Origin of the sequence: Syntrophomonas wolfei subsp. methylbutyratica, assembly GCF_001570625.1 — a bacterium.
Taxonomy (GTDB): domain Bacteria; phylum Bacillota; class Syntrophomonadia; order Syntrophomonadales; family Syntrophomonadaceae; genus Syntrophomonas; species Syntrophomonas methylbutyratica.
In genome coordinates this window covers 1-13856 of sequence record NZ_BBQT01000017.1, presented here as the reverse complement: position 1 = coordinate 13856, position 13856 = coordinate 1, and the positions used below count along the sequence as shown (strand labels likewise).

Genomic DNA, 13856 nt, shown 5'->3' with positions numbered 1-13856 from the left:
TTTATTAAAGTATAGTACCATTTTTACAGTTGACTTTTAATTAACGAGGAGGTTGTTTGATGAAGGTTTACCCTAGTAGTAAAATCCGTAATATTGCTTTTGTAGGTCATGGAGGGACAGGAAAAACCTCACTGGCAGAAGCGATGATTTATAATACAGGGGCTACCAAGAGGCTGGGTAAGGTTGACGATGGCAACACTGTAGCGGATTTTTATCCCGAGGAAATTAAAAAGAAAATAACCATTAGCACAGCTTTAGTGCCTTGCGAATACAAGGACCATAAAATAAATATTCTGGATACTCCCGGATATAGCGACTTTTACTTTGAAGTAGCCGGTACTATGCGGGTCGCAGATTCCATGCTGGTAGTTCTCTCCGCCACTGCCGGTGTGGAAGTGCAAACAGAAATCGTGTGGGAAGACTATCCCACGGTTCCCAAGCTTGCTTTCATAAATAAGATGGATCGAGAAAATGCTGATTTCTACAAAGTATTGGATGATATGAAAAACAGCTTTACTGATAATATTGTTCCGGTACAAATACCTATTGGAGCCGCCGAGAGCTTCAAAGGGATAGTGGACCTTTTAAAAATGAAGGCCCTGATATTTGAAGCCGGGAGTGGAAAAATCAGCGAAGAGGAAATTCCCGCTGATATGATGGACGAGGTAGAGAGCTTTAAAGAAACCCTGATTGAAGCTGCTGCTGAGGCCAATGATGATTTGCTGGGCAAGTACCTGGAGGGAGAAGAACTCAGTGACGCGGAAATAATGGATGGCATTAAAGAAGCAGCATCCAATGGTTCGGCAGTATTTGTCTTTTGTGGCTCAGCCTTAAATAATATGGGTGTCAGCCCCTTGATGGATTTCATCGTAAACTGTGGCGCAGCTCCAGATAAGAATCCTTTGGTAGCCGGTAAAGACATGGAAAATGAAGCGAACCTGGCTCAAGTGTTTAAGACCATCGCCGACCCTTATATAGGCAGGCTGACCATGTTTCGTTTATTTACCGGTAAGCTAAAAGCTGATTCCGTAGTATATAATGCCAATAAGGAAAAAGAGGAAAAAATCGCCCAATTATTGATTATGACCGGCAAAGAACAGGCTTCAGTTCCCGAGATTTATGCCGGTGATATCGCAGCAGTAGCTAAACTTTCGGTTACTTCAACCGGAGACAGTCTAACCCTCAAAGCCCAACCAGTAATTATGGATCCCATTGAGTTCCCCGAGCCTACGCTGGGAATAGCTATTGAACCTCGCAGCAAAGGCGATGAGGACAAGTTAAGCGGAGCCCTGCAAAGACTTCTTGAGGAAGACCCCACCATTCGGGTAGAAAAGAATGCGGAAACCCGGCAGACAATTCTAAGGGCCATGGGTGATACGCATGTAGATATAATCCTGGAGAAGTTATCCCGCAAATTTGGGGTGGATGTTATCAGCCGGGAAATGAGGATTCCCTACCGGGAAACCATAAAGACTTCAGTAGAGGCTGAAGGTAAACATAAGAAGCAGAGCGGTGGGCACGGGCAATATGGTCATGTTTTCGTAAAATTCGAACCCCTTTATGAGGGAGAATTTGAGTTTGCCGAGAATGTTTTTGGAGGGTCAGTTCCGCGGCAGTACTTCCCGGCAGTGGAAAAAGGACTGATTGAAGCCATGGAAGAAGGGGTACTGGCAGGCTATCCGGTAACCAATATTAAGGCAACCTTGTATGATGGTTCTTATCACTCGGTGGACTCCTCTGAAATGGCTTTTAAGATGGCGGCTCGCATAGCCTTTAGAAAGGGTGTTGAATCTGCCAAACCGGTTTTGCTGGAGCCCATTATGAATGTGCAAATTGAGGTTCCTGAAGCATATATGGGCGATATAATCGGCGATTTAAACAGCCGGCGGGGAAGAGTGCAGGGAATGGAACCGGCAGGCAAAAAACAGCTTATTAAGGCTCAGGTTCCCCTGGCGGAAATGGCGCGCTATACTATTGATTTAAAGTCAATGACCCAGGGGCGCGGCAAGTTTAAAATGGAGTTTTCCAACTACGAAGAAGTGCCGGGCCAAAACGCTGAAAAAATAATAGAAAAAGCCAAACAGGAAAAAGAAGAAAAGGAAAAATAGCAGCAAGTCAACAGGGGACCTTAAAGGCCCCCTGTTTTGTCTAAGTACAGGTTTCTTTAGCGTCGCATTTCCCTAAAGGGAAAAAAGAAGCTTTCGTCAGCTGAGTTTTGCCGGTCAATAAAATAGAAATAATAATCTTTGGAGTAAATGGGCTTTTGTTCATTTCGCAGTTCATATAGAATATAGACGATAAAAACTATTGCCGCCAGAGACAGTAAAATGGCCATAAAATAAAGTGCATTGCCAGTTGCCAAGAGGGCCCAAAAGGAGAAACACAAAATAATGGCGGCCAATAGTATTTGGACAAAAAGAAGTTTATTTTCTTTCAATCTAGTTGCCTCCATTTATCTTTTTTGGATTATTCACTGTTTGGGGCAGCTTAATACATAAAGAAGGAGAATTAGAATGGGGAAAAGATCGGCTAAACGGTTCAGGAGAGTGGTAATATGAAAAGCTTAAGTAATTATTTGATGGAACAATTGCTTACTTTTATTTCGCAACCAGCGTTAAAAGAAATACTAATTGCGGTTTTGGTATTTTTGATATTTTGGCTTTTGGGGAAATTATTCTATCGAAAAGTTCTAAGCTGGCTTCTACAAATGAGCAATAAAAGTAAGTCAAAATGGGACGAAACAATCTTTACCGCCCTGGGAAAACCAATGCAAGTTCTTATTATATTAATTGGACTATATCTGGCCCTGGATATTTTATTGAACAGTGTTTCTCAGGAAGAAATGCTTTTAAAGCTTTTTCGTTCCAGTCTGGTAGCTACTCTGGGCTGGGCTCTTTACCGCTTGTCTGCCAGCAGTTCTATTTTATCTCAAGAAGCCCGGGAAAGATGGAACATAGATAGTATTTTAATACCGTTATTATCCAAGGTTCTGCACTTTCTTATTATTGCTCTGGTCATTATTATCATTGCGGGGGAATGGGGTTTTGATGTCAACGGTTTTATTGCCGGTTTGGGATTAGGGGGGCTGGCCCTGGCTTTAGCGGCCAAGGATATGCTGGCCAACCTCTTTGGTGGTATAGTTATTATTTTGGAAAAACCCTTCATTATTGGTGACCGTATATCTATACCAGGTGTTGAAGGGACAGTTGAAAGCATTTCCTTTCGCAGTACCGGAATCAGAACTTCTGAACAGTCCCTGGTTACGGTTCCTAACTCCGCCCTGGCGACTCAAGCCATTACCAACTATAGCCGTATGGGCAAACGCAAGATAAGCATTAATTTAGGTATATCATATCATACCAGCAAAGCGCAGATAGAATCTGTTATAAATAAGCTTAAACAGATGCTTACGGAACATCCTGCTGTAGATCCCGAAACCATATTGGTGAATTTTGAGTCTTTTGGGGAAAGCAGTTTGAATATTTTTCTATACTTTTTCACCAAGACAACCGTATGGGCTGAATACCTGCTTATAAAGGAGGAACTTAATTTAAAGATAATAGAGATTTTGGAGGATGAGGGGGTGGAAATCCCCTTCCCCAGTCGCAATCTTTATCTGCTAAAAACCGAGGAGACAAAATCGTAGCTATATAAGGATTTGTTTACATGATTCATTTCCAAACAAAAACCGCGCAGTTTGCGCGGTATCATTATTCATTATGGCAGGGGAGAGAGGTCTCGAACCCCCAGCCCTCGGTTTTGGAGACCGATGCTCTGCCAATTGAGCTACTCCCCTGTACGCTGTATACTAGCAGAGTAAATTCTATCATAAACCGTAGGATGTTTCAATACTTGCTTTGGTCTTAATAATTTCTGTTTTTTTGTAAGTCTTCTATTCTGAACCGCGTAAGTCTATAATATAAATTGCTTAATAAGCAATACTATGAGAGGTGAAAGTGTGAATAACGTACTGGTATTGATGGGAGGAACCTCTGAGGAACGGGAAGTTTCCTTAAGAAGCGGCAAGGCTGTTTATGAGGGTCTAAGAGAAGCGGGATATGAAGTGGAAGCTTTAGATTTTACACCGGAGACTATACATCGGATAAAAGAAATTTCTCCTGATGTGGTTTTTATAACCCTGCACGGTAAGAACGGGGAAGATGGTACCGTTCAAGGTTATCTTGAACTTCTGGGAATACCTTACACCGGATCAGGAGTTTTAGCCAGTGCTGTCTGTATGAATAAAGTGATAACCAAGAAGCTTTGTAGCTTTGAAGGCTTGCCCACGGCTGATTTTCAAGTTATCAAAAAGAGAGGGTTCAATAGAGATTCGTTTAATCCAGCTTTGTTAATGGAAGACTTTGGCCTGCCCCTGGTGGTTAAACCGGCTACCCAGGGTTCCAGTGTGGGTACATCGATTGTTAGAGAAAGCAAAAATATTGTGCCGGCCCTTGAACTGGCTTTTTCCCTGGATGAAGAAATCCTGGTGGAGAAATTTATTGCCGGAACCGAGCTTACTGTAACGGTATTGGGTAAGGATAGTCTTAAAACATTACCGGTAATTGAGATAGTACCGAAGAATGAATACTATGATTATGAATCCAAGTATATGCCGGGAATGTCTGATCATATAATACCAGCCAGGATCAGTGAACCGGAAAGAGAAAAAGTAGAGGAAATAAGCTGTAAAGCCTATGAGGCAGTAGGATGCCGGGGTTATGCCAGAATCGATTTGATACTTGACCGGGAAGGCAATCCTTATATATTGGAAATAAATACACTTCCGGGAATGACTGGGACCAGCCTGGTTCCTGATGCGGCCAGAGCAGCAGGTATAAAGTTCCCGGAATTACTCGATTTTTTTGTTAAGATGGCCCTGGAGAAATAAGAGCTCACAATTTTAAACCTGAACTGCTTTTGATATAAAGCTGCTCTCTGACTGCAAGTCCTGAGCAGTTTTTCTTTTGGCCAATTATGTTGACATAATATATTTTATTTTCAAGCAAAGGAAAAATTATTGGCAGAAAGGACGATTAGCTTCCTTACAGCCAAGTATCTGTTATAATTGTCCTAAGTAATAGCAGGGAGATGAATCATGGATAATAGATTAGAAGAAATAAAGAACAAGGTAAATGCGGGAGAAAGGCTCTCACGGGAAGACGGAATTTACTTGTACCAAAGCAATGATTTACTGGCAATAGGGGAAATGGCCCGTAACAAAAAACTGTCAGTCTCAGGGCGCCGGGTCTATTTCAATATAAACCGCCACATAAACCTTACCAATATATGTGTATCACGTTGCCGGTTTTGTGCTTTTGGTGTAGATGAAGATGGCAATTCTGGTCCTTATTTGATGAGCCCGGATGAAGCTTTTGCCTACGGGGCTGAAGCCGTGGACTATGGTATTACCGAATTTCATGTCGTAAGTGCTATGCATCCCCATATGGGGCTTGATTATTATATTGAGGTTATTTCTCGCCTGCATAAGGCCTATCCGGATATTCATATTCAGGCCTTTACTGCGGTGGAGATTTTTCATTTCTCCAAAATAAGCGGACTACCAGTTCGCGAAGTACTTCAACAATTAAAGGATGCCGGCCTTGGCTCCATTCCAGGTGGAGGAGCAGAAATTCTCAATGATGATATACGACAGGAACTTTGCCCGCGTAAAGCCAGTAGTGATGAATGGTTAAATGTTCACCGTATTGCCCACCAGATGGGGATAAAGACCAATTGCACCATGCTTTACGGTCACATTGAGGAGATTGAAGATAGGGTTGAGCATTTGATTCGCCTGCGTGATTTACAGGATGAAGCCCCCGGTTTTCAGGCATTCATCCCTTTACCCTTCCTTCCGGAAAATACTAAAATCAGTCACCTGAAGAGAACCGGGGCGGTAGATGATTTAAAGACCATTGCTATCTCACGCCTTATGCTGGACAATATGGAGCATATCAAGGCCTTTTGGATTATGCTAGGGCTTCCCGTAGCTCAGATTGCCCTGGAATTTGGGGCCGATGATATTGACGGAACCGTGGTAGAGGAAAGGATTATGCATGCTGCCGGGGCCAGTACGGAGAAGGGGATAAGCAAAGAAGAGCTGGTGCATCTAATCAAAGAGTCCGGCTATATCCCAACGGAGAGGGATACTTTATATAGTATTATCCGGGAATTCTAAAAAGCGCTTTATCAGCAGCTTCATTGTATTGAAGGGAGTATTGCCATATGCGGCCCAGAGTTGGACATATACAATTCATCAATTGTTTCCCCTTGTTTTATGGTTTAATAGAGAAAAAATTTTTACTGGAGATTGATTTAATTAAGGGTAATCCCTCTGACCTTAACCGTATGCTCCAGGAAAACCTCCTGGATCTGGCCCCTATACCTTCCATAGCCTATGCCAGGAATTACCGGGACTATGTGCTTATGCCGGATATTTCGGTAAGCTGTGATGGAGAAGTAAAGAGTATTTTCTTTTTTTCCAAAGTACCTATAAATGAACTGCACCAAAAAAAAGTGGCTCTTACCAATACTTCGGCAACTTCGCAGGCCCTTCTTCGTGTGATCTTAGCCCGATATTATAATATTATGCCAGAGTACTTTTCCTCTGCTCCCGAACTGGGAGCCATGCTTATGGAGGCTGATGCAGCACTACTGATCGGTGACGATGCCCTTAGAGCCCGCTATAAAAACCAGGATCGCCTGTACATCTATGATCTGGGAGAAGAATGGAAAAAGTTTACCGGTCTGCCTATGGTTTTTGCACTCTGGGCGATAAAAAAAGACTTTGCCAGCAAGAACGTCGAGCAATTGAGAATTATCAAGGAGACCTTTACTGAATCGATCAAATTCAGCCTGGAAAATGTACTAGATGTGGCAAAAAAAGCTTCGCAATGGGAAGATTTTGGGGCTGATTACCTGGTAGATTATTTTCGTTGTTTGCGCTTCGACTTTGATTCCGGTAAACAGGAAGGTTTAATGGAATACTATCGCCAGGCGAAAAATCAAGGCCTTTTAGATGAGGTGCCGCCGCTGGAAATACTGGATATTTGAGCGGAAGACAGAGGACGGAAAATAAGGGTATGAAAGTTGGATTAATATTCCTTGCTGATATGCGGGTTTAGTGAGGGATGTTCAAAATAAGGCAGCAAGATTTTTGTCTTTTTCGCGAGAAATTATGTCTATGCAACAGTTTCATTTCGAGGAGAGAGGTGCCAATTACTATTAGACAGCGACTTAAGGAGATTATGAAGGGGCGGCGCATGAGCGATGAGGATTTTCAACTCTTGTATGAGCAAGGAGAGCTCCTGGAGATAGGACAGGCTGCCAACCGGAAAAGAGAAGAAAGATTTGACAATAACCAGGCTACTTTTGTTATTGACCGCAATATCAATTACAGCAATATTTGTTCATGCAAATGCCGTTTTTGTGCCTTCTACCGTGATAAAGAGGATGCAGATGCTTATGTAATAAGCCCGGAAAGCCTTTTTGCCAAGATTGATGAAGCCATGGAGCTGGGAGCTACCCAGCTTATGATTCAAGGTGGGCTTAACGATGATCTGGATATAAGATATTTTGAAGAAATGTTTAGCAGTATCAAAGCCCGCTACGATATTTGTATTCATTCCTTGACCGCTCCGGAAATAGCCTTTATTGCCCGTACTTCCGGGCTGAATATAAGGGAAACTCTGATGCGGCTGAAAGCGGCTGGCTTGGATTCGCTTCCCGGCGGGGGGGCCGAGGTTTTACATGATGAGGTGCGACAGAAGATAAGTCCCAAGAAAATTAGCAGTAGCCAATGGCTGGAGGTAATGAAAACTGCCCATGAAATAGGCATGGAAACGACTGCAACCATGATGATGGGTAGTGTGGATCAACTTGAGCACCGGGTGGCTCACCTGCGTCTGATAAGAGATTTGCAGGATGAAACCGGAGGGTTTAGAGCCTTTATTCCCTGGACCTACCAACCGGGTAATAACGAACTGATGGGGCGTAAAATGTACTCGGCCCAGTACCTGAAATTCCTGGCCCTGTCCCGGCTCTATTTGGATAACTTTGCTCACATCCAGGGTTCCTGGGTTACGCAGGGGGATAGGGTGGGGCAGATTTCATTGCTTTTCGGTGCCGATGATCTGGGCAGTATTATGATAGAAGAAAATGTGGTTCGTTCAGCAGGTCTGGAATATAAAATGAAGAAAGAAGAAATGATCGAACTTATTAGGGGAGCCGGTAGGATTCCTGCACTAAGAGACACCGAATACCGGATATTAGAGGTATATTAGTCATCGGAAGACAGAAGACGATTTAAGTTATTTCCTACTACATCCTACCGTCCAAAGGCCTTTTAACTCACTCTTTATCGGTGCTTGTGGCCTTAGGATGCGGTGGGTTAGTAAGAACAATAGGGTTTGACAGAGAGGAGTTGGACAGGTGGAAATTCCCGGCTGCGAGCTAGCCTTTATCGGCGGGTCCAGCAGCTTGAGTATTGAGGTTCCGGAAAGCCTGGGCCTGGATTATGTTCAAGTTCTAGAGAAGAGCCTGGTTTTTTCCACTCCTTACGGTTTGAGCCCCGAATTCAAGCTGATGAATATCCAAGGAGAACAAGAGGAGAGGAAAGTCTTAAGCTGCCGGATGCATGGTTGGCGCAGCGGAGTCAGCAGGGCTGATGCTTCCCGTCAAGTGTTTTGGGTTTTACAGCAAGCGGGGGTAAAAAGAGTACTGGCGGAAGGTGGAGTGGGGGCAATTAATCACCTGCTCAAACCCCGAGATGTAATTATACCCCATGATTACATGGACTTTTCCCTGCGAAAAGATGTAGGACTGGAGGAGCGCCACCTTTTAGTTATGCGTGAGGCTCTTTGTAGAGTTATGAGGAAACAGCTGCTGGAATTACTGGAGAAGAGTTGGAAATTTCGAGTTTTTGACCGGGGAGTTTATGTTAATACCGATGGCCGGCATTTTGAGAGCCCTGCGGAAGTGGCTTTTTTTAAAATGGCCGGAGGTGACATAGTAGGACAGAGCATCTGTCCCGAGGTATACCTGGCACGGGAAATAGGGGCTTGTTATGTAGGCTTATACTTGGTGGTGAATTATGCCGAAGGAATTGTTAGCCCTTGGGAACACGAGGAACTGGCCGAAATATTTTATGGCGAAAGCCAGACCCTGGCGAGAATGGTCTTTGAATTCTTCAGAACCCTACCCCCTGGTCGAGAATGTAATTGTGCTGAACTGCGCAAGGAGACTCTCTTGAAAGAAGTATATAAGTAAGGGACATTGAGCGTTGCTGATATGACCCCCGGTTGTTGGAATCTTGGAGGAGGTTTAATATGCAAAAAACATCTAGCACTACCAAACTGGTAATTTTTCTTGTAGTTTTGGGGCTAATATCTTATCTTGCCAGCCTTTATGTGGACTGGTTGTGGTTTAAATCAGTTAACTTCCAGAGTGTCTTTTCGACCATACTATTAAACAAGATAGGCTTGTATGTCTTTGTTTTCCTGGCTACAGCTTTGCTTTTTGCTTTCAACCTGCGTTTGACCAGAAGTCATATGGGGCCGGTGAAAGAACCTGTCTATGATGACGAGGAAGGACGAGTTATCTACCTGGATGATGAAAAGACTCCCTGGAAAGACTTCCTGCGGGGAAAATCCTCCCGCTGGCTTTATCTGGGTATCAGTTTATTCGCAGCTTACCTGGTAAGCTCGGTAGCTGTTGATAACTGGATAGTAGTTCAACAATATATCAACCGGGTACCTTTTGGAACTACCGATCCTATTTTTAGCAAGGATTTAGGTTTTTATTTTTTTAATTTGACTTTTTACAAGTTTGCTTACGGTACCTTGATGATGGCTTTGATATTATTATTTATAACCCTGGGCTCTATTTATCTTATAAATGCTTCCACGGACCTTCTTTTTGGCAATTGGAGACAATTCAGCTTTGCCAAAGGTCACCTGGCTACTTTGCTGGCGGCGATATTTTTGCTGAAAGCCTGGGGTTACAAGCTGGCTGCCTATGATATTCTTTTTTCCCCGGCCGGCATTGTCTATGGAGCCACCTATAGCGATATTTTTGCCCGTCTGCTCAGCTACCGCATCCTCCTGCTATTATCGATAATCATTGCCGCCGTTATTCTGGCCAATATTTTTGTTAAAAAATTCAAGTGGATTTTAATAAGCCTGGGTACCTGGGTGCTGGTAGCTTTTCTAATGGGAAGTGTATATCCTTCCTTGATTCAGAAATTAGTGGTACAGCCCAATGAATTTAACAAAGAGAAACCCTACATTGAAAACGCCATTAAATATACCCGCCAGGCCTACAGCCTGGACCGGGCGGAAAACCGGGAGTTTAATATTGACTATAATCTGGATATTTCCGACCCCAGCCATCAGAGCACCATAGATAATATTCGTCTCTGGGATTGGCAGCCTCTGCGCACCACTTACAAAAACCTGCAGCAGCTCAGGAGCTATTATGTTTTTGACGATGTTGATGTTGACCGCTACACCGTAGATGGAAAGTACCGGCAACTGATGCTTTCAGTACGGGAGATAGACCAGGAAGAACTGCCCCAGCAGGCCAAAACTTGGATAAACCAGCGCTTGATGTATACGCATGGCTATGGTTTAGTGGTCAGTCCTGTGACTGAAGTGGCGGAGGAGGGATTTCCCCAGTTCTTTGTAAAGGACATACCGCCACGCTTTTCTACCGATTTAAAGATAAAACGACCGGAAATATATTTTGGAGAGAAAACCGATAATTATGTGATAGTAAACACCGAACAAAAAGAATTTGATTATCCGGCAGGGGAGAAGAATGTCTATACTCGCTATGAGGGAAAGGACGGAATCAAGATTAAATCTTTTGCCCGCCGCCTTCTTTTTGGCTGGGTCTTAAAAGATTACAAGATGCTCTTGTCCTCAGATATTTCTAACGAGAGCCAGGTTTTGATGAACCGCAATATTCTGGAGAGAGTACAAAAAGTAGCGCCTTATCTAAGCTATGATGGCGACCCTTATGTTGTAATTAATGATGACGGCAAGCTTTACTGGATTCTGGATGCCTATACCGTCTCTGACAAGTATCCATACTCGGAGCCTTTCGACAAGCAACGTAATAATTACCTGCGCAATTCAGTAAAGGTAATCTGTGATGCCTATACTGGAAAGATGAACTTTTATATTGCTGATGAATCCGATCCTATTATAAAGACCTATAGCCGGATATTCCCCCAGGTATACCAACCACTAACTGCGATGCCCGAGAGCTTGCGCAGCCATTTACGCTATCCGGTGGATATGTTTTCCATACAGGCGCAGATGTACCGGACTTTCCATATGACTGATCCGTCAGTATTTTACAATAAGGAAGACCCCTGGTTAATACCCAACGAGACGGTTGAGGATAAGCAGGTAAAGATGGACCCCTATTACCTGGTAATGCGCTTGCCGGAAGAAGAAAAACCGGAATATATCTTGATGATGCCCTTTACTCCCAAGAGCCGGGCAAATATGGTTGGTTGGATGTGCGCACGCATGGACGGGGACAATTATGGCAAGATGCTGGTCTATAATTTTCCCAAACAGGAAACTATATATGGGCCGGAGCAAATCGAATCCAGAATCAACCAGAACACAGAAATAGCCCAGCAACTTAGCCTTTGGGATCAGAGGGGTTCCCGGGTGTATCGTGGTAATCTGCTGGTTATTCCCATGGGTAATTCCGTATTATATGTGGAACCCCTGTATCTACAAGCGGAGAATAACCGCTTGCCGGAACTAAAACGAGTGATTGCCGCCTTTGAAAACAAGGTGGTAATGGAGCCCTCACTTGATACGGCTTTGCTTAAATTATTTGGCCAGGACCAGCGTGTAGAAAGCCAGCGAACAGGAGTAGTGCTTACCCCGGGGGAACTTCCCGGAGCCACAGTAGCTGAGCTGGCCAAATCAGCCCGGGAATACTATGACCGGGCCAACCAGTTGTTGCGGGATGGTGACTGGGCCGGTTATGGGGAGAATATCAAGAAGCTTAATGAAACCATCAGCCGTCTGGAGGAAGCAGTAAAACCATAAAGACAAGGAGAAAAGGAATAAATGAATCACAGTTTGCGGATAGTCTGCCTGGGGGACAGCATTACCTATGGCTTTCCCTGGGGACCGCAGGCCTCATGGGTAACTATGCTGGATGAGGTCTTGGATGGAGAAGTTATTAACCGGGGAATTAACGGCAATACCACTGCGAATATGCTGGCTCGCTTCGAAAGAGCCGTTTTGAAGTATAATCCCAGCCATGTCATTATTATGGGCGGTACCAATGATGTTATTTGTGGAGAGTCTTTTGACCGTATTACCTGGAACATTCGTGAGATGGTGGAACGGGCTGAGAAGGCCGGGATAAAAGTGGTGTTGGGAATACCTACGGCGGTTGATGAACCGTATTGGGAGAAGCTTCTGATCAGATTGCGTAGCTGGATTAAAGATTTAGCTAAGCAAGAGGACCTGCAGATTATTGATTTTTCCCGCCCTTTCTATGATGATAAAGGGCGGGTCAGGAGCGATTTGTTGCTGGCTGATGGCGGACACCCCAGCCGGGCTGGTTACCAGGCCATGTTTGCCCAAATCGACCTTAAAATATTTACCGATTGACATTCCCAGATCCGCCATTCCCACTTCCAACTTCCCGTCTCCCACCTCTCAAAGGCTGGCCGGAACCTCATCTGGAGGTAAAGGTGTAATATTTATGGTTTCAAAAGCCTCGTGGCCCGGCTTGAATATTTTAACCTGGGCCATATTTTCTTTTCTGGCATCACTATACCGGGCTACTATGGCAGCGGCCAGGTTGATTTCATCTGCCTGGGGATCATCATCTCCTCGTAAGAGGCCTAAAGGTCCGGGACGATCCAGTACTTTAAAAAGATAATCATTACCCCGGGCTATTTTTTGAATATTTTCATTTTCGCTGTGATTCCTACCCACAGCCAATAATGTTCTTTCCCCCAGGTAAAAGTGGCGTCCCAGTTTCAGGATTTCCATTTCCCCGGCTTCCAGCTCCGGTTTTACTTCCAACAATTTCTTTAGACGGCGGCTAAAACTAGCTTCTGTAAGCAGACAACCACCGGCAGGTGTGGGGTAATCATAGATGCCTAATTTTTCAGCCAGCTCAATCTGCCGGGTTCTACCACGCCCGCTTATGTCCATAAGTTGCTCACGGTCAACCCAGCCTTCTGTTTCAGGTATAGTCGCCGGCAGCAGTCGAGCTGAAAGGGGCCTGAGCACCAGCCCCCGGAAGCCCGAGAGTTTGTCCACCGCATTTAGAGCCGAGCGGTTCTGACTCATCGGCCTTTGTCCTAAAACTTCACCACTGATTAAGAAACTGGCATCAAGCTTTTGCATAAATTCTCCGGCCTTTCTCAGCATGTAACCATGGCAATCAATACAGGGATTAAAATTTTTGCCATAGCCGTAAACCGGATTTTTTAATACCTCTTCTATGTATTCTTTTCCGGTATCCAGGACAAATAATTGAATACCCAGTTCTTTAGCGGCCATATGGGTGGCGCGGTTGGCTCCGAAAAAAGGGCTGGAGAAATTGACCCCGATGACGGTAACACCCTGTTTTTTTACCAGGGCGGCAGCCAATTGAGAATCCAAGCCACCAGAAAATAGACATACTGCTTTCACTAAACTCTTCCTTTCTTAAGTTTGACTCTACTGCAAAAACCCCTTTTGTTGCATGAGGGTTGCATAAATATACAAAGCGAGCGTTGGCGAAGCATGGATGCAACACCCGGCGAAGGCGAGCAGGCGAAAGGGGGCGAGCGACAGGACGTCGCGAGAGCGCTATCACCCTGCGGGTAC

At 44.4% G+C, this 13856-nt stretch carries 11 protein-coding genes and 1 tRNA gene; 9 read left to right on the top strand and 3 right to left on the bottom strand.

Translation table 11 applies throughout. From position 1 onward, the window contains the following. The first annotated feature begins 59 nt into the window (after positions 1-59). Complete coding sequence (fusA, locus tag AWB54_RS11415) at positions 60-2108, top strand: elongation factor G (protein ID WP_061214735.1); 2049 nt, start codon at positions 60-62, stop codon at positions 2106-2108. A 56-nt stretch (positions 2109-2164) separates the two neighbouring features. Here the strand turns inward: fusA and AWB54_RS11410 are convergent, their stop codons facing one another. Further along, positions 2165-2437, bottom strand: a complete 273-nt coding sequence (locus tag AWB54_RS11410) for a hypothetical protein (protein WP_061214734.1) — start codon at positions 2435-2437, stop codon at positions 2165-2167. A 117-nt stretch (positions 2438-2554) separates the two neighbouring features. Between AWB54_RS11410 and AWB54_RS11405 the strand changes: the two genes are divergently transcribed. Next, a complete protein-coding gene (locus AWB54_RS11405) occupies positions 2555-3646 on the top strand; it encodes a mechanosensitive ion channel family protein (RefSeq protein WP_061214733.1) in 1092 nt (363 codons plus the stop codon). Positions 3647-3720: 74 nt separating this feature from the next. Here the strand turns inward: AWB54_RS11405 and AWB54_RS11400 are convergent. After that, positions 3721-3796 (bottom strand) — tRNA-Trp (locus AWB54_RS11400). A gap of 162 nt (positions 3797-3958) precedes the next feature. On the opposite strand from AWB54_RS11400, the gene AWB54_RS11395 reads away from it, so the two are divergent. The 7 genes from AWB54_RS11395 (at position 3959) to AWB54_RS11365 (ending at position 12644) form a co-directional block, all read left to right on the top strand. After that, on the top strand, positions 3959-4888 hold the full coding sequence (locus AWB54_RS11395) for a D-alanine--D-alanine ligase (protein WP_082736184.1): 930 nt from the start codon (positions 3959-3961) through the stop codon (positions 4886-4888). A 207-nt stretch (positions 4889-5095) separates the two neighbouring features. Then, positions 5096-6178 carry an aminofutalosine synthase MqnE gene (gene mqnE, locus AWB54_RS11390; RefSeq protein WP_061214731.1) on the top strand — a complete coding sequence of 361 codons (1083 nt, stop codon included), beginning with the start codon at positions 5096-5098 and terminating at the stop codon, positions 6176-6178. A gap of 47 nt (positions 6179-6225) precedes the next feature. Next, positions 6226-7053, top strand: coding sequence for a menaquinone biosynthetic enzyme MqnA/MqnD family protein (locus tag AWB54_RS11385; protein WP_061214730.1), 828 nt, complete (start codon positions 6226-6228; stop codon positions 7051-7053). A gap of 158 nt (positions 7054-7211) precedes the next feature. Continuing rightward, complete coding sequence (gene mqnC / locus AWB54_RS11380) at positions 7212-8282, top strand: cyclic dehypoxanthinyl futalosine synthase (RefSeq protein WP_201785626.1); 1071 nt, start codon at positions 7212-7214, stop codon at positions 8280-8282. A gap of 148 nt (positions 8283-8430) precedes the next feature. Further along, on the top strand, positions 8431-9267 hold the full coding sequence (locus tag AWB54_RS11375; protein WP_061214728.1) for an MTAP family purine nucleoside phosphorylase: 837 nt from the start codon (positions 8431-8433) through the stop codon (positions 9265-9267). A gap of 59 nt (positions 9268-9326) precedes the next feature. Further along, complete coding sequence (locus tag AWB54_RS11370; protein ID WP_061214727.1) at positions 9327-12071, top strand: UPF0182 family membrane protein; 2745 nt, start codon at positions 9327-9329, stop codon at positions 12069-12071. Positions 12072-12092: 21 nt separating this feature from the next. After that, the gene (locus AWB54_RS11365; protein WP_061214726.1) at positions 12093-12644 is read left to right on the top strand and encodes an SGNH/GDSL hydrolase family protein; all 552 of its coding nucleotides are present in this window, start codon (positions 12093-12095) and stop codon (positions 12642-12644) included. A gap of 48 nt (positions 12645-12692) precedes the next feature. On the opposite strand, the gene AWB54_RS11360 is transcribed toward AWB54_RS11365, so the two are convergent. Beyond that, positions 12693-13679: a DUF814 domain-containing protein gene (locus tag AWB54_RS11360; protein WP_061214725.1), complete on the bottom strand. Its 987-nt coding sequence runs from the start codon at positions 13677-13679 to the stop codon at positions 12693-12695. Positions 13680-13856 lie beyond the last annotated feature (177 nt).

Coding starts and splice junctions, on each gene's coding strand:
- AWB54_RS11405 (WP_061214733.1), top strand. CDS start 2,555: ATGAAAAGCTTAAGTAATTATTTGATGGAACAATTGCTTACTTTTATT.
- AWB54_RS11385 (WP_061214730.1), top strand. CDS start 6,226: ATGCGGCCCAGAGTTGGACATATACAATTCATCAATTGTTTCCCCTTG.
- mqnE (WP_061214731.1), top strand. CDS start 5,096: ATGGATAATAGATTAGAAGAAATAAAGAACAAGGTAAATGCGGGAGAA.
- fusA (WP_061214735.1), top strand. CDS start 60: ATGAAGGTTTACCCTAGTAGTAAAATCCGTAATATTGCTTTTGTAGGT.
- AWB54_RS11370 (WP_061214727.1), top strand. CDS start 9,327: ATGCAAAAAACATCTAGCACTACCAAACTGGTAATTTTTCTTGTAGTT.
- AWB54_RS11365 (WP_061214726.1), top strand. CDS start 12,093: ATGAATCACAGTTTGCGGATAGTCTGCCTGGGGGACAGCATTACCTAT.